This is a genomic window from Micromonospora sp. B9E7 (genome assembly GCF_039871815.1).
In the GTDB taxonomy this organism is placed as follows: domain Bacteria; phylum Actinomycetota; class Actinomycetes; order Mycobacteriales; family Micromonosporaceae; genus Micromonospora.
The window spans coordinates 52,521-73,738 of the sequence record NZ_JBDPLX010000023.1 but is presented as its reverse complement, the minus strand read 5'-3'; the positions used below and the strand labels follow the sequence as shown (position 1 = coordinate 73,738).

Genomic DNA, 21,218 nt, shown 5'->3' with positions numbered 1-21,218 from the left:
CCGAGCCCGGCGGGGTGTAACCGGGTGCGGCGGCGGCTCATTCCGCCGGCTACCACCGCGCCAACCCGCTTCCCGGAGACCACCGGGGCGGCCTGGCCGGTGTTCCCGGCGGCCGGCGTGCACCACGACCCAACGTCGCGGCCGTGCCAGGTATAACGACCCCGAGCCGGCCCGGATTCCGCCACCCAGGTGACAGCGACCACCCGACGAACCTCATGAACCGGACAATCCGCGCCCCGGCGACCGCGCACCATCCTTGATCCACTCGGGTTCCGCGAAAACGCGGTATCCAAGGCCGCCGGACACCGCGACTTCAAGGAAGGCGAGTGGATCAACCCGGAGGGCCCGATGACGCGCGGTCTACGCACCCCGAGGGCGCGTCGGGCGTCCGTGAACCCCTGCGCCGCGTGCGCGGTTTGCCGCAATTCGCCCCAAGACCGCACCCAAACCAGGAAAGAGTGCCTTCCACGCGCCGACGAGACCACTACAACCAGGATCGAGCACGATCGAGCAGGTAGGCGACCTGTCACCGCGACCGGCGCGACCTGCGGACAACAGCCGTGTCCGTCATCCCCACGCTCTCCGGGAAACTGACGCCTCACACCGGATGTTGCGCAGATCTTGGACCGCCGAGCGGTGCGAGGGCGACGTCAGACTGTCGGGGGCGACTCCACGCCCTCGTCGGCTTTCGTGTCCTTGTCGAGGGCGGCCAGGATCGCCTCAGCGGTACGCCGGCCCACCCCGGGCACTTCGGTGATCTCCTCGACTGTGGCGGCGGAGAGCCTCTTGAGTGAGCCGAAGTGTCGCAGCAGCGCCTTGCGCCGTACCTCACCGAGGCCGGGCACATGGTCGAGTGCCGACTCGGTCATCCGCTTCGACCGGCGTTGCCGGTGGAAGGTGATGGCGAACCGGTGGGCCTCGTCCCGGACCCGTTGCAGCAGGTAGAGACCTTCCGAGGTGCGCGGCAGGATGACCGGGAACTCGTCGTCGGGGAGCCAGACCTCCTCCAGCCGCTTGGCCAGCCCGCACAGCGCCACGTCCTCGATGCCCAGGTCGGCGAGGGCCTGCGCGGCGGCCGCGACCTGCGGGGCACCACCGTCGACGACCACCAACTGCGGCGGGTACGCGAACTTCCGCGGTCGGCCGGTGGTCGGATCGATCAGGACCCCGACCTGCGGCTCGACCGTGTCTTCCGGAACGGTCGGGTCGTCGGCCGACTCGACCCCCACCTCGCCCGTCTCGGCCCGCGCGTCCAGGTAGCGGGCGAAGCGGCGGCGCAACACCTCCGACATCGCGGAGAGGTCGTCGGTGGCGCCACGGACGATGAACCGCCGGTATTCGCTCTTGCGGGGCAGCCCGTCTTCGAAGACCACCATGCTGGCCACCACGTCGGTGCCCTGGATCTGGGAGATGTCGAAACACTCGATGCGTAGCGGCGAGGTGCGCATGCCCAGCGCCTCGCTGATCTCGTCCAACGCCTTGCCCCGGGTGGTGAGGTCACCGGACCGCTTCAGTTTGTGCCGGGCCAGCGCGTCCTTGGCGTTGCGCTCGACGGTCTCCATCAGTGAGCGCTTGTCACCGCGCTGCGGCACCCGCAGCGACACCCGGCTGCCCCGGTGGTCGGAGAGCCATTCCGCCAGCGCGTCGGCGTCGGCGGGCAGCTCGGGCACCAGCAACTCCCGGGGCACGTCGGCCTCGCCGTGCTCGCCCCCGTACACCTGGGTGCAGAAGTGGTGCACCAGGTCGCCGGTGGTCAGGTCCTCGGTCTTCTCCACCACCCAGCCGCGCTGGCCGCGAATGCGCCCGTCGCGGACGTGGAAGACCTGCACGGCCGCTTCGAGAGGGTCGTCGGCGAACGCGACCACGTCGGCGTCGGTGCCGTCGCCCAGCACCACGGTCTGCTTCTCCATGGCCCGGCGCAGCGCGGCGACGTCGTCGCGCAGCCGGGCGGCCCGCTCGAACTCGAGCTGCTCGCTCGCCTCGGTCATCTCGCGTTCGATCTTGCGGACCATGGTGTCGGTGCGCCCGGCCATGAAGTCGCAGAACCCGTCGACGATGGCGCGGTGTTCGTCGGCGGAGACGGTGCCGACGCACGGCGCCGAGCACTTGCCGATGTAGCCGAGCAGGCAGGGGCGGCCGACCTGCCCAGCCCGCTTGAAGACACCCGCGGAGCACGTGCGGGCGGGGAACACCCGCAGCAGCAGGTCGAGGGTCTCGCGGATCGCCCAGGCGTGCGAGTACGGACCGAAGTAGCGCACCCCCTTGCGCTTGGCGCCACGCATCACCTGTAGCCGTGGGTATTCCTCGTTGAGGGTGACAGCCAGATAGGGGTACGACTTGTCGTCGCGGTAGCGGACGTTGAACCGAGGGTCGTACTGCTTGATCCAGGTGAACTCCTGCTGGAGCGCCTCGACCTCGGTGGCGACGGTGATCCAGTCCACCGACTCGGCGGTGGTGACCATCTGGCGCGTGCGCTCGTGCAGGTTCCAGACGTCGCCGAAGTAGGAGTTGAGCCGGCTGCGCAGGTTCCTCGCCTTGCCGACGTAGATCACCCGGCCGGTGCCGTCGCGGAAGCGGTAGACCCCCGGTAGCTCCGGGATGGTGCCGGGTGCGGGGCGGTAGGTCGAGGGGTCAGCCACGCCAGCAAGCCTAGTCCGCAGCACCGACAGCCCAGCGCAAGCTCTAGATCCACTCGGTTTCGGGGAAGTCGGGGTGTCGCACTGTCACGAACACCCCGACTTCCCGAAACGCGAGTCGATCACGCGGCCAGCCCCACCGCGCCGGTCAGGCCAGCGAGATCTGGTCCCCGGTGACCTTGATGTCCTTGGGCGGCAGCGGCTTGGTGGCCGGACCGGCCTTCACCGAGCCGTCCTCGATCGAGAACTTGCTGCCGTGGCAGGTGCAGTTGATGGTGCCGCCGTCGACGTTCGTGACCGGGCAGTTCTGGTGGGTGCAGATCGGGCTGAAGCCCTTGAACTGGCCGGCGGTGGGCTGGGTGATGACCACGCCGTCGGTGGCGAGGACCTTGCCGCCACCGACCGGGATGTCGGCGGTGGTGGCCAGCGACTGGGCGCCCTGCCGGTCGCCGCCACCCGCGTCGCCGGTGCTGGGGACGGCCGGACCGCCACTGGTGGGGGTGCCGCTGCCGCTGCCGTCGTCGCTGCCGCAGGCGGCCAGGACGACGGCCGCGCCGACTGCCCCGACTCCGGTGAGCAGGGTGCGACGTGTCTGCGTACCCGGACCGGTCAGCGCCTGATCGTCACTCATGCCTCGCCTCTCTCTAGCCCGCTGCGCCGGTCGAAAGCCGGCCACACTTCTCCACACGGGCAACTGTGCCGGATGGTTCATCCGGGCATCTGTCCGACCCAGGAAATAGGACGGGGCGGGCTCCGGAGGGCCCCGTCCGCGCCGCGATCGACACGCACGAACCCGACCGGACCCGCCCCGCGAAGCCCGCCGTCAGGCGGACCCGTCCTCGCGGATGCCAGGTCAGCGCGCGCCCGCGGGCACCTTTCGGCTGGCCCGCGCCTTGGTCGCGCCGTTGGCCTTGGCGGCACGGGTGGTGGCGGCGGCCGCGCCCTTGGCCTCGCCGTCGAGCTTGAGCACCTGGCGCAGGAACTCGCCGGTGTGGCTCTCGGCCACCTCGGCGACCTCCTCGGGGGTGCCGGTGGCGAGCACGGTGCCGCCCCGGTGACCGCCCTCCGGACCCATGTCGATCAGCCAGTCGGCCGTCTTGATCACGTCGAGGTTGTGCTCGATGGTGATCACCGTGTTGCCCTTGTCGACAAGCCCTTCCAGCACCATCAGCAGCTTGCGGATGTCTTCGAAGTGCAGACCGGTGGTCGGCTCGTCGAGCACGTAGACCGTCCGACCGGTGGAGCGCTTCTGCAGCTCGGACGCGAGCTTGACCCGCTGTGCCTCACCGCCGGAGAGGGTGGGCGCGGGCTGACCGAGGCGTACGTAGCCCAGGCCGACGTCGACCAGGGTCTTGAGGTGCCGGTGGATGGCCGGGATGGCGGAGAAGAACTCGGCGGCCTCCTCGATCGGCATCTCCAGCACCTCCGAGACGGTCTTGCCCTTGTAGTGCACCTCCAGGGTCTCCCTGTTGTACCGGGCGCCCTTGCACACCTCGCAGGGGACGTACACGTCGGGCAGGAAGTTCATCTCGATCTTGATGGTGCCGTCGCCGGAGCACGCCTCGCAGCGCCCGCCCTTGACGTTGAACGAGAACCGGCCCGGGCCGTACCCCCGAACCTTGGCCTCGGTGGTCTCGGCGAAGAGCTTGCGGACGTGGTCCCAGACCCCGGTGTAGGTGGCCGGGTTGGAGCGCGGCGTCCGACCGATGGGCGACTGGTCCACGCCGACGACCTTGTCGACGTGCTCCAGGCCGGAGACCCGGGTGTGCCGGCCGGGCACCAGCCGGGCGCCGTTGATCTGGTTGGCCAGCACCGCGTACAGGATGTCGTTGACCAGCGTCGACTTGCCCGAGCCGCTGACCCCGGTGACCGCGATGAGTTGACCCAGCGGGAACGAGACGGTCAGGTTGCGCAGGTTGTGCTCCCGCGCGCCGTGCACCACCAACTCCCGTGCCGGATCCTGCGGGCGGCGCGCCGACGGGGTCGGGATCGACCGCCGCCCGGAGAGGTACGCCCCGGTGACCGACTCCTTGTTCTTCAGCAGCGCGGGCACCGAGCCGCTGTGCACGATCTTGCCGCCGTGCTCACCCGCGCCGGGCCCGATGTCGACGATCCAGTCGGCGGTGCGGATGGTGTCCTCGTCGTGCTCCACCACGATCAGCGTGTTGCCCAGCCCGCGAAGCCGGACCAGCGTCTCGATCAGCCGGTGGTTGTCGCGCTGGTGCAGCCCGATCGACGGCTCGTCCAGCACGTAGAGCACGCCCACCAGGCCGGAGCCGATCTGGGTGGCGAGCCGGATGCGCTGCGCCTCGCCGCCGGACAGGGTGCCTGCCGGCCGGTCCAGGGAGAGGTAGTCCAGGCCGACGTCGAGCAGGAACCGCAGCCGAGCGTTGATCTCCTTCAGGACCCGCTCCGCGATCAGCTTCTGCCGGTCGCTCAGCTCGATGCCGGCGAGCAGGTCGGCGCACTCCCCCACGGACAGGTTGCAGACCTCGGCGATGCTCTTGCCCGCGAGGGTGACCGCGAGCACCTCGGGCTTGAGCCGGGCGCCCCCGCACGCCGCACACGGCACGTCGCGCATGTAGCCCTCGTACTTGTCGCGGGACCACTCGGACTCGGTGTCGGAGTGCCGCCGCTCGATCCACTGCACCACGCCCTCGAAGCCGGTGTAGTAGGAGCGCTCACGGCCGTACTTGTTGCGGTAGCGCACGTGCACCTGGTCGTCGGAGCCGTGCAGGATCGTCTTCTGTGCCCGCGCCGGCAACGCCCGCCACGGAGTGTCGACGTCGAAGTGCTGGGCCTCGCCGAGCGCCTCCAGCAGGCGCAGGAAGTATTCCAGGTTGTGCCCGGTGGACCAGGGCTGGATCGCGCCCTCGCGCAGGCTGCGCTCCGGGTCGGGGATCAGCAGCTCCGGGTCGACCTCCTTCTTGGTGCCCAGGCCGGTGCACTCCGGGCAGGCGCCGTACGGCGCGTTGAAGGAGAAGACCCGGGGTTCGAGATCCTCGATGGCGAGCGGGTGGTCGTTGGGGCAGGCCAGGTGCTCGGAGTAACGGCGCTCCCGGTCCGGGTCGTCCTCCGGGAGGTCGACGAAGTCGAGCAGCACCAGGCCGCTGGAGAGACCCAGGGCGGCCTCGACCGAGTCGGTCAGCCGCTGCTTGGCGCTGGGCTTGACGGTGAGCCGGTCGATCACCACCTCGATGGTGTGCTTCTCCTGCTTCTTGAGCTTCGGCGGCTCGGTCAGCGGGTGCACCACGCCGTCGACGCGGGCCCGGGCGTAGCCCTTGGCCTGCAACTCGGCGAAGAGGTCGACGTACTCACCCTTGCGGCCCCGGATGACCGGCGCGAGCACCATGAACTTGGTGCCCTCGGCCATCGCGAGGACCCGGTCGACGATCTGCTGGGGGCTCTGCCGGGAGATCCGCTCGCCACAGACCGGGCAGTGCGGCTCACCGATGCGGGCGAAGAGCAGGCGCAGGTAGTCGTAGACCTCGGTGATGGTGCCGACGGTCGAACGTGGGTTGCGCGAGGTGGACTTCTGGTCGATCGAGACGGCGGGGCTCAGGCCCTCGATGAAGTCGACGTCTGGCTTGTCCATCTGGCCGAGGAACTGCCGGGCGTACGACGAGAGCGACTCGACGTAGCGGCGCTGACCCTCGGCGAAGATCGTGTCGAAGGCCAGGCTCGACTTGCCCGACCCGGACAGCCCGGTGAACACGATGAGTGCGTCCCGGGGCAGGTCGAGACTGACGTCACGCAGATTGTGCTCGCGCGCGCCACGGATGATCAGTCGGTCGGCCACGGTGCGTGTACTCCCGGGAGAAGACGAAGCGAAGAATGTGTCCCGCTCTGGGTGATTTGAGCGGTCGTACGGGCGCGGAAAACACGCCTCGGCAACTCTAGCCCCGAGGTACGACACTTTCCCTCGCCCGCACATTCCGCCAGCTCAGCACGGTCGGCCGCACCAGGCCGAGACCCCTCGCCGCACCGGAGCACGGCGCGGCGAGGGGCGAACAACCGGAGAGCCGGTCAGTAGCCGCCGGGTGTCGGCGGGCGGGCCGTCCGGCGTCGGGCCGACCGCCAGCCGCCGCGTCGCTCCGCCGCCACCCGTGCCTCCCGCCGTCGGCTCTCGTGGGCCACCTCCCCCTGCAGCCGCCGCCAGCTCTCCCACCGCCGGGTGGAGAGTTCGCCGGTGTGCAGCGCCTCCCGTACCGCGCAGGCGGGCTCGCCGTCGTGCCCACAGTCGGCGTACCGGCAACCCTCGGCCAACCCGGCGATGTCGGCGAACGCCCGGTCGAGCCCGGCCGCGCCGTCGAGCAGGCCGACCGCTCGTACACCGGGCGTGTCGATCACCGCACCCCCTCCGGGGATCGGTACGAGGGCCCGCCACGTGGTGGTGTGCCGACCCTTGCCGTCGACCCGGCGGATCGCCTGCGTCGGCATCATCACGGCGCCGGCGAGGGCGTTGACCAGGCTCGACTTGCCGGCGCCGGAGGGCCCGAGCAGGCCGAGCGTGCGGCCCGGGGTGACCTCGGCGCGCAGCGGTTCCAGCCCGGTGCCCCGCTCGGCGCTGACCGGCAGCACCGGCACTCCGGGCGCGACCGCGGCGAGTTGGCGGGCCAGCGCGGCCGGGTCGGCCGCGAGGTCGGCCTTGGTCAGTACGACCAGCGGCCGGGCGCCGGACTCGTGGGCCAGGGACAGCAGCCGCTCGATCCGGCCCACGTCCGGCTCGGGGTGCACCGGCTCCACCACGGCAGCGGCGTCGAGGTTGGCGGCCAGCACCTGCCCGCTGGCGTCCTTGCCGGCGGTACGCCGGATCAGCGCGCCCCGGCGCGGCAGCACCCCCTCGACGGTGACGCGACGGTCCGGCCAGTGGGTCAGCAGAACCCAGTCACCGGCGCAGGGCAGGGCGGACGGGTCCCGGGCGGCGGCGGCCAACACCGCGCCGCCCAGGCTGGCCCGGACCGGGCCGGTCGCGGTGAGCACCGTGCAGACCCCCCGGTCCACTCGGGCCACCCGACCCGGGTGGTGCTCGGCGCGTCGCTCGGCGTACGCCGCTCGCTCGGCGTCCCAGCCGAGCGCGGTCAGATCGATCGTCATGGCATCCTCATCGGTGTCGAAGCTGGTGATGGCGGAACACGCGTGCCACGTCCGGCATGATCACCACCTCCGTCCGATGTCCCGGTGCCGCGTCTGCCGCTGACGGTAGGTCGCGCGCCGACGCGCCGAAAGCGATTTCCCCGGCGACGCCGCGACGGCGGACCGCTAGGGTCGACGCGTGACCACGGATCCGCTGTTGCTGATGGGCGAGGTGGACGCGGCCACCAGCCGTCTGCTGCGTACCGCCGCTTCTTTCGACGCCGCGGACCTGGCCGCGGCGTCGTTGCTGCCGGGCTGGACGCGCGGCCACGTGCTGGCGCATCTGGCGCGCAACGCCGACGGCTTCGTCAACCTGCTCACCTCGGCCCGCACCGGGCAGGACATGCCGATGTACGCCTCGCTGGAGGTCCGCGCGGCGGACATCGAAACCGGTTCGGCCCGCCCGCCCGCCGAGCACCTGGACGACCTGCGGCGCAGCGCGGACCTGTTCGCCGAGGCGGTCGCGGCGATGCCGGCCGAGGCGTGGGCGGCGACGGTGCAGGCGCGCAAGGGCCCGTGGCCGGCCGCGCTGCTCGTCTGGGGTCGGCTGCGGGAGATCGAGGTGCACCACCTCGACCTGGCCGCGGACTACCGGGCCGGCGACTGGTCGGACACGTTCGCCCACCGGCTGCTGCGCGAGGCGGCCAGCCACCACGCCATGGGGCCGACACCGCCGTCGATGGTGCTCCGCCTCGACGGCAGTGAGCACGAGGTGGTGATCGGGGACCGCGCCGGCGCCCCGGTCGTCGCCGGTCCCGCCCCCGACCTCGCCGCCTGGCTGATCGGCCGTGCCGACGGCGTCCCGCTCTTCGTCACCCCTGACGGTCCCCTGCCTACTCCACCGGAATGGATCTGAAAACGTCATGACATACAGCGGAGACGTCACGCACGGCGGAGCGCCGGCGGTACGCGAGCTGGACGGGCTCACCATCAGCAAGCTGTCGGTGGGCCCGATGGACAACAACGCCTACCTGCTGCGCTGCACGAGCACCGGTGACCAGGTGCTGATCGACGCCGCCAACGAGGCGCCCCGGCTGCTGGAGCTGGTCGGCGACGGCGGCCTCACCGCGGTGGTGACGACCCACCAGCACATGGATCACTGGGTGGCGCTGGAGGAGGTGGTCGCCAAGACCGGCGCCCGGGCGCTGGTGCACGCCGACGACGCGGCCGGGCTGCCGATCGAGGCGGAGCAGCTGTCCGACGGCGACACGGTTTCGGTGGGCGACTGCGCGTTGGAGGTCATCCACATCAAGGGGCACACCCCGGGCTCGATCGCGCTGCTCTACCGCGACCCCGCCGGCACCCCGCACCTCTTCACCGGTGACAGTCTCTTCCCCGGTGGCGTTGGTAACACCGACAAGGACCCGGAGCGTTTCGCCGCGCTGATCGACGACGTCGAGCACAAGCTGTTCGACCAGCTACCGGACGACACCTGGTTCTACCCGGGCCACGGCAAGGACAGCACCCTGGGCACCGAGCGCCCCGCCCTCCCCCAGTGGAAAGCAAGAGGCTGGTAACCCACCGACCAGATAAGAATCACCCGACGTCGACCGAAACCCACCAAAGATCAAGACCCACCGGCGGGCGCGGGCGGACGCCGCCCACGAGGGGGGCGGGGGCCCGCCGTGCCCGGCGGGAGGGGATCAAGCCTGACCGCCCGGAGCCGGGCACGGCGGGCCTCCGCCCCACCACCGCAACCACCGACAAGCCCTCAACCACCCAGAGCGAACAACCGCCGCCGCGCCCCCAGCAACACGACGGAAGCCAGCACCAACCCCACCCCCATCGTGATCAGCAGCGGGCTGGGCTCACCGGGCAGCAACCCGGCGAGGGACCGCGACGCGGTGCCCAGCGCGAGGTAGAGACCGGCCCAGGCGGCCGCGCCGAGCGTGGCGCAACCGAGGAATCGACGGTACGACATCCGCAGCCCACCGGCGGCCAGCGGAAGCAGCGCGTTGAACACGGGCAGGAACGGGGCGACGACCATCATCCGGCCGCCACCGCGACGCAGGATTCCCTCCGCCGCCGCCCAGCGCGTCTCGCCGATCCAGCCGCCGATCCGACTGTGTCGTAGCTGGTCGGCGTAGCGGCGGCCGACCAGGAAACTCAGCGACCAGCCGGCCAGGCAGCCGACCAGGACGGCGGCGAAGGTGGCCAGCCCGGTGGTCGGGCGGCCCACTCCGACGGCGGCGAGGATCGCCACGTCACCGGGGACCAGGACACCCAGCAGGGGTACGGCATCGAAGAGCATGACGAGCCCGAGCGCACCCATCAGCAGCAGAACGGGCAGTTCACCGATCTGGGCCAGCCATTGCGTCATGTCTCGTACGCTATGGCCGCCGCACCACTTCGGACATCCGGTTACAGCCCCCAGCTACCCCTGGGTTCCGTCTCGGGGTCACCCCTGAGGCGACGCCGGCCCTCAGACGGGTCGCAGCACCTGCACTCGGCGTAGTGACGAGTCGACCGAGGGTTCGGTGGTGGGCACCGGATAGTCGGCGAGCACCGTCAGTCGGTCCGCCGGCAGGTGACCCCGGCCGGGGTCACCGACCAACACCTCGGCGCCGGCGGCGGCGATCCGCTCCAGGAACGGCAGCATCCGGTCGGCCATCGCCCGGTCGTAGAAGACGTCCCCGGCGACGACGAGGTCGGCCTCCGCGTCGATGCTGTCGAGCAGGTCGTCCCCGACGGCGTCGACGGCGACCTGGTTGGCCCGGGCGTTGAGCGTGACGGCGGCGACGGCGTACGGGTCGATGTCGTTGGCGATCACCTGCGTGGCGCCGGCAAGTGCGGCCGCGATGGCGACCAGCCCCGACCCGGCGGCGAGGTCGAGCACCCGGCGACCGGCGGCCAGCTCCGGGTGGTCCAGGACGTGGCGGGCCAGTGCCTGACCTCCCGCCCAGACGGACGCCCAGTACGGCGCTGGCAGGGCGTGTCCTGCGGTGGCCTCCATCCGAGCCCACCAGACGATCGCGTCCTCGGCCAGGTGCAGCCGCACCTCGGGGACGAACGGGGTGGGGACCAGCCGGAGCCGGTCCAGGCCGGCCCCGGGAGCGTCGATTTCGCGCTCCAGCTCGGTCAGCGCGTTGGCTGCGGCACCCGTCATCGGCGCAAGCATGCCCCAGCGACGGGTGGTCGGGGCGGCTTTCACGTGCCGCCGCGCAGAGTTCACCCGAAGACCTACGGCACTTCGGCCAGCAGATTGGGGTTTTGCCCGTTACTGTCGAACAGGTACGGGCGATCATCGGCCAGAGGCCGAGGGTCAGCCGCTTTGAACAGGGAGAGATGCATGGCAACCGGCACGGTTAAGTGGTTCAACTCGGAAAAGGGCTTCGGCTTCATCGAGCAGGACGGTGGAGGGCCGGACGTGTTCGTCCACTACTCCGCCATCGCGACGAGCGGCTACCGGGAGCTCAACGAGGGCCAGAAGGTCGAGTTCGAGGTGACCCAGGGGCAGAAGGGTCCGCAGGCGGACAACGTCCGCCCGATGTAGCTCCGTGCCGGTGACGGCGGCCGGTCTCCGGCCGCCGTCGCAGCGCACTCAAGACGCCGCCGGGGCGGCGGGCAGGTCCCGCCGCCTCCGGATTGGCCCGATCAACAGAATCAACGGGGTGACCGCCTGCCAGGCGGTCATCACGAAGAGTGCTGTCCCAACGCCGTAACGCGTGCCGATCGCACCGGCCAGCACGGCCGCCAGCGGGATGGTGCCGTAGTTGAGCAGTTGCATGCTCACTGTGACCCGGCCGAGCAGGTGGTGCGGCGTGTAGGTCTGCCGGAAGGCACCCTTGACCACGTTGCCGATGGTCACGCCGAGGCCGATCAGCAGGCCACCGAGGGCCGGCCAGGTCAGCCCGATGCCGGGTGCCGCGAGCGGGATGAGCAGAGCCGGCGGGCCGGCGAGCGCCGCCCCGATCAGCAGGGCCCGCGCCGTGCCGCAGCGCCGGCCCACCCTGGTGGCCAGCAGCGCCCCGACGATCCCTCCGGCGCTCATCACCCCGACCAGCGCCCCGACCAGGCCGGGTTCGAGACGCACCTCGCGGACCAGGAAGACCACCAGGACGGCCTGGTAGCCGGTCAGCCCGAAGTTGCTGGCCGCGCCGAAGGCCGTCAGCACCCGCAGGTACGGGTCCCGGACGACGAAGCGCAGCCCTTCGGCGATGTCCTGACGCAGTGACCGGGATCGGCCCGTTCGGCGTACGCGTGGTTCACGTGTGCGGATCCGCACCAGGAGTACCGCCGAGGCGAGGAACGTGAGCGCGTCCAGCAACAGGGCGGCGACGGCACCGGTGAGCTGGGCGATCAGCCCGGCGAGCCCCGGCCCGACGACGTGGCTCACGGTGTAGGTCGCCTGGAGCTTCGCGTTGCCCTCGGGTAGTTGCTCGGGTCGCAGCAGCACCGGCAGGTACACCTGGTCGGCGGTTTCGAAGAAGACTCGCGCGGCGCCGGCGCTGAGGGCGACCACCAGCAGGTGCGCCACGGTGAGCCGGCCCAGCGCGGCGGCCAACGGCACGCTGAGGAAGGCCAACGCGCAGAACAGGTCGCACACCACCATCACCGATCGGCGTGGCAGCCGGTCCACCCACGCGCCGGCGGGCAGGCCGATCAGCAGCCACGGCAGCCAGGCCGCGGCGGTCAGCACCGCCACCTGGAAGGTGCTGGCGTCGAGGACGGCGACCGCGACCAGGGGCAGCGCGACGACGGTGACGTTGCTGCCGACGCTGCTCACGGCCTGGCCGGCCCAGAGCAGCCGGAAGTCCCGATGCCGCAGTAACCCGCCAGCCCGCCGGACGGGGGTCGGGCCGCTGCGGGTGGCGGTGGTCACGGTCGGGCCGGCACGCCGTGGACGAACACGAAGACCGGGCGTCGGTCGGCGTCGTCGTCGGGCAGGTCCCGGTCGGCCCAGCGCGCGAGGACGTCGATCATCTCGCGGCTCAGCTCGGCCAGCTCCCCGGGCGTGAGGCGCAGCCAGTGGTCGGTGGAGAACGGCGCGTCGTCCCAGGTGGCCTGTGTGGTCTCGTCGACGGCGTGCCACGCCCGGGCCAGGGCGACGTGCCGGTCGAGGTTGAGCGAGGTGGCGGCGTCGGCGACCGCCCGGGCGGCCGGGTCGGCGTCGAAGTCGGTGTTGGACCAGCGCAGTCCTCGGGTGACCAGCCGCCACCACCGCTCGCGTCGGTCCCGGGCCAGCTCGGGGGCCTCCGTGACCAGGTCCGCGGCGGCGAGGACCTTGAGGTGGTGGCTGACGTTCGCCGGTGCCTGGTCGGTGCGCTCGGCGAGCTGCCCGACGGTCGACGGCCCGTGCACCTTGAGCACGTCCATCAGCCGGCGGCGCAGCGGGTGGGCCATGGCGGCCAGCACCCGCGAGTCGGTGATCTGGCGTACGTCGGGGCTCTCCATGCCCTCACCATGGCATCCGCAACAACTGTTGCGCAACAGGCATTGCCCAACAGTTGTTGCGGGATCGAAGGGAGAGGGGCGACCCGGCGGCTACGGGCCGCCCCTCCGTTCAGGCGACCAGCCGGCGGGCCAGCTCGTCGGCGACCTGTTTGGCGATGGTGGGAGGGATCGCCGCGGCGATCTCCTCCGGCGTCAGCCCGGCCAGCACGCCCTCGACGATCGCCGCCTCGTCGGTGAAGTCCTTCCCGGCCAGTGCGTTGAGCGTGGTCTGCAGGGCGGTGAGCTGCTTCGTCATCGCCTGCAGGTTCCAGTTGCCGGTCACCGGGGCACCGGTGTCGTCCCGACCCTCCGCCATCCGGGTGTAGATCTGGCCGATCGGGTTTCGGCCGTCCAGCACGGTGAGGTTCGTGTAGACCGTGGCCAGCCAGTTGTGCTCTTCGGGGGTCATGTCGTCGTCCTCCAGGAGTCCGATGGAGCTGAGATAGCGGCGGAACAACGGCCGCTGGTCGCGACCGGCCTTGATGGCGTCGCGGAAGAAGCTGAAGTGGGTGTGCCAGCGGTGCGAACTGTCGCCGGTGCTGCGCTTGCCGAGGCGGTCCCACCGCTTCACTGTGCTGCCGTCGGGGCTGTAGATGATCTCGCGGATGTCCCGGGTGTCGGCCGCGTTCGCGGCGCACTGGGCCACGCACCAGACCGAGAAGCTGGCCATGGTGTGCGTACGGCCGCCGGAGCGGACCTCGAACTGGCCGACGTCCAGCGCCGCCGCGTCCAGGGTCAGTCCGGCCCGGTCCCGGGGTGACTCGACCACCGAGTAGTCGTTCGTGACCACCCGGTCGGATCCGCAGTGATAGCCGCCCCGATGGGCCGAGTCGCCGACGATGCCGACCTCCGCCGGGTCCAGGTCGTCAGGGCCGGGGGCGTTGTCGAGGTGAGTGAGAAGCAGGCTTCGGAGGGCCAACAGGTTAGCCGGGGCCCGGGTCATGGGGTCCCCCTCTCAACTGGGCGGGGACCGGGCGCGACGTCACACCGTGTACGCGGTGCTGGGCTTTGGGCGAGCCCGGTCTGCTGGTGCACGGCGCCGGGCGTTGACTCAACCATAGCCCGCAACTCCGGTGAATGCCCAGCTCAGACGGACTCTGTTCAGATTGGAGGTTGCGAAGTGGCAGAGTGGACGGTCGGCAACAGCAGCGCCGAGGGATGCGCTGGGTCGTGCAGAACCTGCCGCCAGCCGGCACGCAGCGTCACCGCCGTACCGAGGGGTTCACCGGTGCCGGGGTTGCGCGCCCAGCGAGGATGGGCGCCACCGGCGACCTGCACCCGCAGTCGGTGTCCGGCGGCGAACCGGTACGCGGTCGGCCAGAGCTTCACCGGCACCCGCAGCACGCCGTCGGGGTCGGTCGGAAAGCGCTCGGGCGTGACCCGCACCAGCCCGTCGCACACGTTCCACGAGCGACCGCGACGGTCCACGTCGCACAGTCGAACGAAGACGTCCAGGTGCGGCAGCTCGCTGCGGACGTGGATCTCGGCACGTACCGGGCCGATCACCTCGACCGGGCCGGTCAGCGGGGCGCTGGTGTAGGTGAGCACGTCGGGGCGGGCCTCGACGTGCCGATTGTCCACCGGGCCGGCCCGCTGGGCGACGAGCAGCGGGCCACCCGCCGACGGGGTCGGGTCGGCCGGGTCGTACCGGAACTCGTCCGCCGCCGACGCGACCGGCGGGCGCGCCGCCAGCTCACCACCCGGATGCAGGTGCCACGCGGTCTCCACCGCCGGGGGCGGCCAGTCCGGCAGGTCCCGCCAGCCGCCGCCGGCACCGACCACGTACAGCCGTACCGGGGCGCAGCCGTGGCGTTGTGGGCATCGGCCCGCCGGCTGCCCGGCCGTGAGGTGCTCGTCGAGCCAGGCCAACCCCTCGCGCAGGGCAGCCACGAACAGGCCTGGGCTGCCGTGCGTCCACGGGCCGATCACCAGGCGCGGCTGCGCTCCGGTGGCGCGCAGGGTGGCGTAATCGTCGAGCTGGGCGGGCAGGAAGATGTCGTGCCAGCCGGTGACCATGGCCACCGGTGCCCGCACCCGGGCCACCCGGTCGGCGAAGACCCGGGTCCGCCAGTAGACGGCTTCCGGGTCGTGGTGGCGCAGCCACTCCTGGAAGAACGGGATGGTCACGCCGGTGGCCACCCGGTCGGCGTCCACCAGCGGCAGGTGCCGCAGCGCGGCGGCGAGCCGGGGTTGCCCACGCTTGAGCTCCCACTGCCGGGCCGGCCACGGCACGGTCTGCGCGTGCAGCAGCTCCGCCCAGGTCAGCACCGTGTCCAGGGCGAAGGACTCCCCCGCGTACGTCGAATCCCGGGTGGCCGATGCGGTCACCACGGCGACCATCGCGCGCAGGTCCTCGTCGGCGTCGGCGGCCAGTGCCCACTGCGCGAAGCCCTGGTAGCTGACCCCGAACATGCCCAGCTGACCGGCCCACCAGGGTTGCCGGCGCAGCCAGTCCAGGGTGTCCACTCCGTCGTCGCGCTCGTGGACGAGCGGGGCGAACGTGCCGCCGGAGCCGTCGGTGCCCCGGCAGGACTGGATCACCGCGTGCCGACCCCGTGCGGCGAGCAGCCGGCCGAGCAGCCGCAGCGGTCCACCCCGCCCGTACGGGGTGCGGATCAGCACGGTCGGCGCGTCCCGGGCTGCCGGGGCGTAGTGGTCGGTGCGCAGCACCACCCCGTCGCGGACCCGGACCGGGATGTCGCGGGTGACACGCACCGGACCGGGACGGGTCGGTGGCAGCCGGAGCGCGGCGGCGGCGAGGCGGGCGACGAGCCGGTGCGGCACCGGTCAGCCCGTCGGGAAGTGGGGCGGCTCGGGACGGGCGGCGCGTACCGCGTCCCGGTGGTCTCGCAGCGACTCGCCCATCTCCGCCATGAACCGGTGCACGATCTCCAGCTCGTCGTCGCCGAAGCGGTCCATCACCGTGTCGGTACGCGCGCCCAGGGGCTGGAAGAACTCCATGGCCAGGGCGGCGCCCTGGTCGGCGTAGTGCAGCAGCACCTTGCGCCGGTCGACGGTGTCCCGGTCGCGGCGGATGTGACCGGCCCGCTCAAGCCGGTCGATCAGGGCGGTGACCGAGCCGGAGGAGAGGTTGAGTTGCGCACCGAGGCGGCCGGGGGTGATCGGCTCACCGTGCAGTTCGGCGTCCATCACGGCGATCAACGCCTGCAGGTCGGTCGGGTTGAGCCCGTGCAGGTTGGCGAAGGCGTGACCGACCTGCTGGGCGTCCGCCGCGTACCGCCGGAGGTTGTTGGTGATCTCCGCGACCAACTGCTCGCGGCGCGTGTCGCGCCGCCGGTACATGCCGTGAGTCGCCACCTCGCGTCGCTTCCCCCGTCGTCGGTCCCGGGTTGCAGCATAGAACAGCCGCCGATAATCTCGATTGTCGAGATACTCGACTTCCGAAGGACCCCGAGGTCACCCTGATGTCTGTGTTCACCAGAGTCGCCCGAGGCCGGTTGGCCGCCTGGCTCACCGTCGCCGCGGCGATCGTCGTCGCCGCGATCGTCTTCGGGACACCCCAGCCGGACAACCCCGCGCCGGTCTCGGCCACCGGCCTGTCCGCCCAGTGGCAGTCGACCCAGGTGCAGCGCCTACAGGCCCAGCTGCCCTCCGACGACGTGCAGCCGGCCATCGTGGTGGTCAGCCGCGGCGACGGCGGCGCGCTGAGCGAGGCCGACCGGGCCGGCGTCGCCGCCCGCGCCGGCGACCTGCGCGGCTTCGCGGCGGGCGGGCAGGTCAGCCCCGCCCAGGTCTCCCCGGACGGCACGGTCGCCCTGGTCGTCGTGCCGGTCGACACCGCCGGCGGGCAGGAGGCCGTCACCGAGACGGTGAGCGGGCTGCGCACCGCGCTGGCGGATCTGCCCGACGGCCTGACCGCTGACGTGACCGGTTCCCCCGCCTTCACGGCCGACCTCTCGTCGGTGTTCGACGGTGCCGACATCACCCTGCTCGCGGTGACCGCCGCCGTCGTGGCGGTGCTGCTGCTGATCACCTACCGCAGCCCGTTCCTGTGGATCGTGCCGCTGGTCGTGGTCGCGGCGACCGAGCAGATCACCCTGCGCGCGGTGGACACCATCGTGCCGGCCGTCGGCATCAACCTCCAGCAGGGCCAGGTCACCGGCATCGCCAGCGTGCTGGTCTTCGGTGCCGCCACCGACTACGCCCTGCTGCTCATCGCCCGGTACCGGGAGGAGCTGCGGCGTGCGGAGGACCGCTTCGCGGCGATGCGCGCCGCGCTGCGCCGCACCGCCGAACCCATCCTGGCCAGCGGCGGCACCGTGGTGCTCGGCGTCCTCACCCTGCTGCTCAGCGAGCAGGAGACCAACCGGGCACTGGCGGTGGCCTGCGCCACCGGTGTGGTCTTCGCCATGCTCTCGGCCCTGTTCGTGCTCCCCGCCGTCCTGGTGCTGTTCGGCAGGGGCCTGTTCTGGCCGTTCGTCCCCCGCGTCGGCGGCCCGGCCCGGGAGGGTCGGCCCTGGGGCCGGCTCGGCGCCGCCGTGGAGCGCCGCCCGGTGGTGGTCGCCGTGCTGGCGACCCTGCTGCTCGGCGGTCTGGCCCTGGGTGGCCTCGGGATCCGCACCGGCCTGTCCGAGACCGAGCAGTTCCGGGCCCAACCCGAGGCGGTGACCGGCGCACAGACGCTGGCCCGGTCGTTCCCCGCCGGCAGCACCCAGCCGGTGGCCGTGCTCACCACCCCGGCGGCGGTGCGGGCGGTCACCGACGCCGCCACCGCCGTGCCCGGCGTCGCCTCGGCGCGCACCGGCGACGCCGGCGAGGCCGTGGCCCAGGTCGACGTGGTCCTGGACGCCGAGCCCGGCACCACCGCCTCGGACCGCGCGATCGAGGCGCTGCGCGAGGCGGTGGCCGCCGTTCCCGGCTCCGCTCCCCCGGCCGCCGCCGGCGCGGACGCGCCCTCCGGGGCGATCGTCGGCGGCTCCGTGGCCGCCACGTACGACTCCGACGAGGCCAACGACCGCGACCTGCGACTGATCCTGCCGATCATCCTGCTGCTGGTCGGCGCGGTGCTCGTGCTCCTGCTACGCGGGCTGCTCGCACCGTTGCTGCTGGTGCTCACCGTGATCGCGTCGTTCTTCGCCAGCCTCGGCGCGGCGTGGCTGCTCTTCGACCACGTGTTGGACTTCCCGGCGCTCGACAGCGGCGTGCTGCTGCTCGCCTTCGTGTTCCTCGTGGCGCTCGGCGTGGACTACAACATCTTCCTGGTCACCCGGGCTCGGGAGGACGCCCGCAGCGTGGGCACCCGCGAGGGCATGCTCTCCGCCCTGCGGGTCACCGGCGGCGTGATCACCAGTGCCGGAGTGCTGCTCGCCGCGGTGTTCGCCGTGCTCGGCGTGCTGCCACTGATCACCCTGACCCAGATCGGCATCATCGTCTGCATCGGCGTCCTACTGGACACCCTGCTGGTCCGCACGGTCGTGGTGCCGGCGCTGGCGTTCCTGCTCGGTGAGCGCTTCTGGTGGCCCGGCCGGATCACCCGCGACCCCGTGCCGGCCACCCCGGCGTCGCCGGAGCCGGTCGCCGCCCGCGACTGACCGACAGGTGCGACGGGGGCCGTGGCGGTGTCGCCACGGCCCCCGTCGACGTCAGTAGTCCAGGCAGACGCACTCGGACATCAGCGCGCGCACGTTGCGCACGTACGACGGGTTGGGGATGGCCAGCGGCTTCCCCTCCTGCGCCACCGCCCCGTGCCCGAAGTTGTACGCGGAGATCACCGCGTTGAGCAGGCAGGAATTCAGCTCGGCGGTGCACAGCGCCGGGTCGAGACGGAAGTCGGACTCGAAGTACATGTCGCCGATGTACTTCGTCGTCCAGGCCAGGTAGGTCGCGCCCAGGTAGGCGTTGTCCCGGTAGGCGTCGATCTCGTAGCTCTTCTCGAACCGCTGGTTCATCCAGGTCGCGGTGCCCGGCATCACCTGCATCAGACCGACGCCGCCGTCGCAGGCGTAGATGTTGGACTGCCAGCCGCTCTCCTGCCAGGCGGTGGCCTTGAGCAGGTTGAGCGGGATCTTGATGTCCGGCGCGGAGGACGGCCAATAGGTGCGGCCGGCCGCGTCGGTCAGCGCCGCCTTCACCTCGGCCCGGGTCGCCTGGGTGCCCTTGTAGCTCGGCTTGCAGGAGCTCGGCGCCGGCTTCGGCGGCGCCGGCGGGACCTGCGTCTCGGTGGGCGGCTTCGCCACCGCCAGGGGCTTCGTCGCGGCGCCGGTCGGCTTCTTCGTGGGCTTCTTCGTCGGCGTCGGGGTCGCGCTGCGACTCGGCGCGGCGCCCATCGACTCCACCGCGCTCGCCGACGGGCTCGGCTCCCCGGCGGCCTCGTCGGAGGGGGTGTCGGTCGGCGCGTCGGTGACCGCCACCGGCGCGGCCACACCCTGCGGGGTCTCCCCCTTGGCGGCGCAGCCGACAAGCGTGCCCGCCAACAGGAACCCGGCGAGCGCCGCGGCGCCCAGCCGACCGGTCCGTCGAATCATGCCGTTGCCTCCCCGTGATCGTCGCCGCACCCTAGCAAGGTTCCACCGGGCTACGGTGCCCCTGCGACGACGGCCGGGTCGGGTCCACCGGCTGCTCCAGATCCCCCACCGCCCGGTCCCGGGTGGCCCACGCCACCATGAACACCACCGTCCAGAGCACCCCGAGCAGCACCGCCGCGGCGGTCCCGCTCGCCGTGTCCAGACCCAGGTAGAGCCGCGCGCCACCGATCCCGAGCACCCCCGCGGCGGCGGTCGTCCACGCGGCCACCGCGACCGGCCACCGGGTGCCCCGGGACACCAGCCAGGCCAGGGTGCAGAAGCTCGCCGCGACCACGGCGTTCTGGGTCGGTAACGGTGCCGACCCGCCGCCCTGCGGCCCGGTCAGCTCGGCCACCACGGCCAGCACCACCAGCGGCACGAACGCGCCCACCGTGCCGACCACGCTGAGCAGGTCGGTCCGCCAGGGCCGGCTACGCCACGCCAGCACCGCCGCCACCAGCGCCACCAGCAGGATCAACACCGACCCTCGTACCACCGACACCAGGACCGTCGTGACGTCGGCGGCATCCGGGGTACGCCGGGCGGCGAACCACCCCGCGATGGCGCCGTCCAGCGCGGCCAGGCCACTGTTGCGCACCGCCACGGCGAGCAGGCCGGCGATGGCGAGCCCGGCGACGAAGAGCAGCAGGAGCCCGGCGGCCAGGTTGAGCAGCAGCGTCCACGCCGGCCCGATCCGCACGGCCACCAGGAAGAACAGCACCCCGTAGCGCGCCGTGAGCCAGCGCACCGGGGGTAACGCGCCGGCCCGGGACAGCAACGCGCGAACCGGGTCGGGGTTGCGACCCAGCCACCGGCCGGCGAGCACCACGGCCAACAGGCCGGCCAGCAGCACCAGCGCCGCGCCGGTGGCCCGACCGAGCAGCCGGGAGACCGTGTCGTACGACTCACCGGCGAGGTGACCGAGCAGGACCGAACCACCCACCCAGGTCACCACCCCGGCCAGGTTCCACAGCACGAACCGCCGGTACGGCATGCCGGCCGCACCGGCCAGCCGGGGCACCAGGGTGCGGGCGAAGGCCACCCAGCGGGCCGCGAACACCCCCCGCCCCCCGAGCCGGGCGAGCATGGCGTCGGCCCGGCCCCACCGCTCGGGCCCGACCCGGTGACCCAGCCCGGCACGCAGCCGGGGGCCGTATCGCCGTCCGGCGCGGAAGGCCAGCCCGTCCCCGGCGACCGCCGCGACGATCATCGCGAGCAACGCCGGCCCGAGCCGCAAGGTACCGTTGTAGGTGAGGAAGCCGACGAGCAGCAGGGTAGCCTCACCCGGCACGAGCAGGCCGAAGATCACCGCGGTCTCGCCCGCCACGATCAGCGCGGCGACCAGGTAGATCCACAGGGTGGGCAGACTCTGCACCCAGGTCAGCAGGTCGTGCACTCAGGCCCCCGGGACACGGGAGCCAGCATGCCAGCCGGGAGAACCACCGGCACAGCAGTTTCACCATAGATCAGGGGCACCTGGGGGTGACCC

General features: G+C 72.0%; 17 protein-coding genes. 4 read left to right on the top strand and 13 right to left on the bottom strand.

What is annotated here, in order from left to right; all coding sequences use genetic code 11:
* Window positions 1-650: 650 nt before the first annotated feature.
* From uvrC to rsgA, 4 genes are all read right to left on the bottom strand, one after another.
* Entirely contained in the window at window positions 651-2,639 is a 1,989-nt protein-coding gene (gene uvrC / locus ABGB10_RS27905) for an excinuclease ABC subunit UvrC (protein WP_347663976.1), read from the bottom strand.
* A gap of 145 nt (window positions 2,640-2,784) precedes the next feature.
* A complete protein-coding gene (locus ABGB10_RS27900) occupies window positions 2,785-3,267 on the bottom strand; it encodes a Rieske (2Fe-2S) protein (protein WP_347663975.1) in 483 nt (160 codons plus the stop codon).
* A gap of 222 nt (window positions 3,268-3,489) precedes the next feature.
* The gene (gene uvrA, locus ABGB10_RS27895) at window positions 3,490-6,435 is read right to left on the bottom strand and encodes an excinuclease ABC subunit UvrA (RefSeq protein ID WP_347663974.1); all 2,946 of its coding nucleotides are present in this window, start codon (window positions 6,433-6,435) and stop codon (window positions 3,490-3,492) included.
* A gap of 227 nt (window positions 6,436-6,662) precedes the next feature.
* Window positions 6,663-7,733 (bottom strand): ribosome small subunit-dependent GTPase A, encoded by a 1,071-nt coding sequence (rsgA, locus tag ABGB10_RS27890; RefSeq protein ID WP_347663973.1) that lies wholly within the window; start codon window positions 7,731-7,733, stop codon window positions 6,663-6,665.
* 178 nt (window positions 7,734-7,911) lie between these two features.
* On the opposite strand from rsgA, the gene ABGB10_RS27885 reads away from it, so the two are divergent.
* Entirely contained in the window at window positions 7,912-8,628 is a 717-nt protein-coding gene (locus ABGB10_RS27885; protein WP_347663972.1) for a maleylpyruvate isomerase family mycothiol-dependent enzyme, read from the top strand.
* Window positions 8,629-8,635: 7 nt separating this feature from the next.
* The gene (locus ABGB10_RS27880) at window positions 8,636-9,289 is read left to right on the top strand and encodes an MBL fold metallo-hydrolase (RefSeq protein WP_347663971.1); all 654 of its coding nucleotides are present in this window, start codon (window positions 8,636-8,638) and stop codon (window positions 9,287-9,289) included.
* A 194-nt stretch (window positions 9,290-9,483) separates the two neighbouring features.
* Here ABGB10_RS27880 and ABGB10_RS27875 read toward each other — a convergent pair whose 3' ends face one another.
* Together ABGB10_RS27875 and ABGB10_RS27870 are read right to left on the bottom strand one after the other, a co-directional pair.
* Window positions 9,484-10,092: a VTT domain-containing protein gene (locus tag ABGB10_RS27875; protein ID WP_347663970.1), complete on the bottom strand. Its 609-nt coding sequence runs from the start codon at window positions 10,090-10,092 to the stop codon at window positions 9,484-9,486.
* Window positions 10,093-10,194: 102 nt separating this feature from the next.
* Window positions 10,195-10,878, bottom strand: coding sequence for a 50S ribosomal protein L11 methyltransferase (locus ABGB10_RS27870; RefSeq protein WP_347663969.1), 684 nt, complete (start codon window positions 10,876-10,878; stop codon window positions 10,195-10,197).
* Between the two features lie 183 nt (window positions 10,879-11,061).
* Between ABGB10_RS27870 and ABGB10_RS27865 the strand changes: the two genes are divergently transcribed.
* On the top strand, window positions 11,062-11,265 hold the full coding sequence (locus tag ABGB10_RS27865) for a cold-shock protein (RefSeq protein WP_007072071.1): 204 nt from the start codon (window positions 11,062-11,064) through the stop codon (window positions 11,263-11,265).
* A gap of 48 nt (window positions 11,266-11,313) precedes the next feature.
* Here ABGB10_RS27865 and ABGB10_RS27860 read toward each other — a convergent pair whose 3' ends face one another.
* From ABGB10_RS27860 to ABGB10_RS27840, 5 genes are all read right to left on the bottom strand, one after another.
* Window positions 11,314-12,594, bottom strand: coding sequence for an MFS transporter (locus tag ABGB10_RS27860; protein WP_347663968.1), 1,281 nt, complete (start codon window positions 12,592-12,594; stop codon window positions 11,314-11,316).
* Window positions 12,591-13,166: a metalloregulator ArsR/SmtB family transcription factor gene (locus tag ABGB10_RS27855; RefSeq protein ID WP_347663967.1), complete on the bottom strand. Its 576-nt coding sequence runs from the start codon at window positions 13,164-13,166 to the stop codon at window positions 12,591-12,593. The genes ABGB10_RS27860 and ABGB10_RS27855 overlap by 4 nt, the downstream gene beginning before the upstream one ends.
* A 109-nt stretch (window positions 13,167-13,275) precedes the next feature.
* Window positions 13,276-14,148 (bottom strand): hypothetical protein, encoded by an 873-nt coding sequence (locus ABGB10_RS27850; protein WP_347663966.1) that lies wholly within the window; start codon window positions 14,146-14,148, stop codon window positions 13,276-13,278.
* A gap of 158 nt (window positions 14,149-14,306) precedes the next feature.
* The gene (locus ABGB10_RS27845) at window positions 14,307-15,989 is read right to left on the bottom strand and encodes a CocE/NonD family hydrolase (RefSeq protein ID WP_347663965.1); all 1,683 of its coding nucleotides are present in this window, start codon (window positions 15,987-15,989) and stop codon (window positions 14,307-14,309) included.
* A gap of 3 nt (window positions 15,990-15,992) precedes the next feature.
* Window positions 15,993-16,508: a MarR family transcriptional regulator gene (locus ABGB10_RS27840; protein ID WP_347664008.1), complete on the bottom strand. Its 516-nt coding sequence runs from the start codon at window positions 16,506-16,508 to the stop codon at window positions 15,993-15,995.
* A 122-nt stretch (window positions 16,509-16,630) separates the two neighbouring features.
* On the opposite strand from ABGB10_RS27840, the gene ABGB10_RS27835 reads away from it, so the two are divergent.
* The gene (locus ABGB10_RS27835; RefSeq protein ID WP_347663964.1) at window positions 16,631-18,757 is read left to right on the top strand and encodes an efflux RND transporter permease subunit; all 2,127 of its coding nucleotides are present in this window, start codon (window positions 16,631-16,633) and stop codon (window positions 18,755-18,757) included.
* Between the two features lie 51 nt (window positions 18,758-18,808).
* Here ABGB10_RS27835 and ABGB10_RS27830 read toward each other — a convergent pair whose 3' ends face one another.
* Window positions 18,809-19,690, bottom strand: coding sequence for a lytic transglycosylase domain-containing protein (locus tag ABGB10_RS27830; RefSeq protein ID WP_347663963.1), 882 nt, complete (start codon window positions 19,688-19,690; stop codon window positions 18,809-18,811).
* Window positions 19,691-19,721: 31 nt separating this feature from the next.
* A complete protein-coding gene (locus ABGB10_RS27825; protein WP_347663962.1) occupies window positions 19,722-21,125 on the bottom strand; it encodes a DedA family protein in 1,404 nt (467 codons plus the stop codon).
* Window positions 21,126-21,218: the final 93 nt, after the last annotated feature.

Bases quoted from the DNA above. Each gene is read 5' to 3' on its own strand.
- ABGB10_RS27900 (WP_347663975.1), bottom strand. From the start codon at position 3,267: ATGAGTGACGATCAGGCGCTGACCGGTCCGGGTACGCAGACACGTCGC.
- rsgA (WP_347663973.1), bottom strand. From the start codon at position 7,733: ATGACGATCGATCTGACCGCGCTCGGCTGGGACGCCGAGCGAGCGGCG.
- ABGB10_RS27880 (WP_347663971.1), top strand. From the start codon at position 8,636: ATGACATACAGCGGAGACGTCACGCACGGCGGAGCGCCGGCGGTACGC.
- ABGB10_RS27875 (WP_347663970.1), bottom strand. From the start codon at position 10,092: ATGACGCAATGGCTGGCCCAGATCGGTGAACTGCCCGTTCTGCTGCTG.
- ABGB10_RS27870 (WP_347663969.1), bottom strand. From the start codon at position 10,878: ATGACGGGTGCCGCAGCCAACGCGCTGACCGAGCTGGAGCGCGAAATC.
- ABGB10_RS27865 (WP_007072071.1), top strand. From the start codon at position 11,062: ATGGCAACCGGCACGGTTAAGTGGTTCAACTCGGAAAAGGGCTTCGGC.
- ABGB10_RS27855 (WP_347663967.1), bottom strand. From the start codon at position 13,166: ATGGAGAGCCCCGACGTACGCCAGATCACCGACTCGCGGGTGCTGGCC.
- ABGB10_RS27850 (WP_347663966.1), bottom strand. From the start codon at position 14,148: ATGACCCGGGCCCCGGCTAACCTGTTGGCCCTCCGAAGCCTGCTTCTC.
- ABGB10_RS27840 (WP_347664008.1), bottom strand. From the start codon at position 16,508: ATGTACCGGCGGCGCGACACGCGCCGCGAGCAGTTGGTCGCGGAGATC.
- ABGB10_RS27835 (WP_347663964.1), top strand. From the start codon at position 16,631: ATGTCTGTGTTCACCAGAGTCGCCCGAGGCCGGTTGGCCGCCTGGCTC.
- ABGB10_RS27830 (WP_347663963.1), bottom strand. From the start codon at position 19,690: ATGATTCGACGGACCGGTCGGCTGGGCGCCGCGGCGCTCGCCGGGTTC.